The organism is Brevundimonas sp. CURTG3B2_SDJG, from assembly GCF_057364705.1.
The window spans coordinates 1-1,536 of sequence record NZ_JBNFOJ010000451.1 but is presented as its reverse complement, the minus strand read 5'-3'; the positions used below and the strand labels follow the sequence as shown (position 1 = coordinate 1,536).

Here is a 1,536-nt window from a genome sequence, read left to right as displayed (position 1 = left end):
CGCGCGCGGCGGCGGGGCCCGGGGCTGAGGCGCTGGACGCCGTCGCGGCCCAGACCTATCTCCGGGCCATGACGAACCCCGACGCCCCGCGCCTGCACCTGGACGACATCCAGGTCGGCCAAACCTTCGTCACCGGCTCCCTGACGGTCACGGCCGAGGACATCAAGGCCTTCGCCCGCCAGTACGATCCCCAGCCCTTCCACCTGGATGAGGCCGCCGCCCGGGACAGCCTGTTCGGCGGCCTGGCCGCCAGCGGCTGGCACACCGCCGCCCTGACCATGCGCCTGCTGGTCGACGGCCTGCCGTTCGCGGGCGGCCTGGTCGGCGCCGGCGGCGAGATCGCCTGGCCGCGCCCCACCCGTCCCGGCGATACGCTCACCGTCCACATCGAGGTGCTGGAGGTGACGCCATCGAAGTCCAAGCCCGACCGCGGCATGGTCCTGACCCGCAGCGAGACGCGCAACCAGCACGGCGAGGCGGTCCAGGTCTCGAAGATCCGCATCGTCGCCTGGCGCCGGCCGGAGTGACGCCGCCGTCCGCCTAGGCTTCGGCGGACGCGGACGGGCGGCGCGCCGTCCGGAACGCCCGGGGCGTCGCCCCCGTCTGGTCCTTGAAGGCCCGGTTGAATGGGCCGAGGGAGCCGAACCCGCAGTCGAACGCGATCTCCAGGATCGACCGGCCCTCGTCCGGGTCGGCCAGCATCCCCTTCGCCTTTTCGATCCGATGGTGGTTGATCAGGCGGTTGAAGTTGCGAAAGCCCAGGGCGCCGACGCTCTGGGACAGCCTGTGCTCCGGACATCCCAGCCGCGCGGCCACGTCGCCGATCCTCAGATCCGGCTCCAGATGGACGGCCTCGTCCCGCAGCAGACGCCTGAGCCGCTCGGCCAGGATCGCGTCCTCGGCCGTCGCCGGTCGTTTCGCGGCCGTCATGACGCCATGCGCCGCCAGCGGATTTCGAAGGCGGTACGCCGTCGCGCCCGTGGCCGCGACCAAACCGATCAAGGCGCAGACGCTCTTGACCAGGTCGATCCGCTCGGGATCCGCCACCCCGCCTGGAGCCCGGAAGTCCAGGATCGAGACCGCAATGAGCAAACCGTAAACCAGCAGGAACGCGGCCCGGAATCGGATCTCGGCCGCGGGCAGCCCGCGCCGGCGGCCGTTGAACGGCTCGACGAACGTCAGCAGCAGGGCGGCGGACCCGCTCAGCGCATAGATGTTGCCGGCCGCCCGCGGAAACGCCCCGTCGCCGGACGTCAGGGTGTAGGCCGCGCCGGAGATCGTCACCACCAGCACCGCCACGCGGGGCCACCAGGCATCGCGCCTTTCCGGATCGAACAGCGCCCGCGCCAGCAGCCACGCCCAGCCGCAGGCCGAGGCGCCGATCGCCGCGAGGGCCGTCCCTGCGCCGGAATCGAGGAGCCGGCCCAGGATGTAGCAGACGAAGACCGCCGCGGTGATCGCCGCATGGACCGCGAGCCGGCCGGGCGGCCGCCATGCGCCGCCCTCGGCCCGCGTCGCCATGACCTGTCGCCCCCG

Annotated in this window: 2 protein-coding genes; one reads left to right on the top strand and one right to left on the bottom strand. The window is 72.8% G+C overall.

Features of this window, described 5'->3' with window-relative positions; genetic code table 11:
* Positions 1 to 527: MaoC family dehydratase (locus AC2W7C_RS17700; protein ID WP_486002544.1), on the top strand; the 527-nt coding region annotated here is incomplete at its 5' end.
* Between the two features lie 13 nt (positions 528 to 540).
* On the opposite strand, the gene AC2W7C_RS17695 is transcribed toward AC2W7C_RS17700, so the two are convergent.
* Positions 541 to 1,536: helix-turn-helix transcriptional regulator (locus tag AC2W7C_RS17695; protein WP_486002543.1), on the bottom strand; the 996-nt coding region annotated here is incomplete at its 5' end.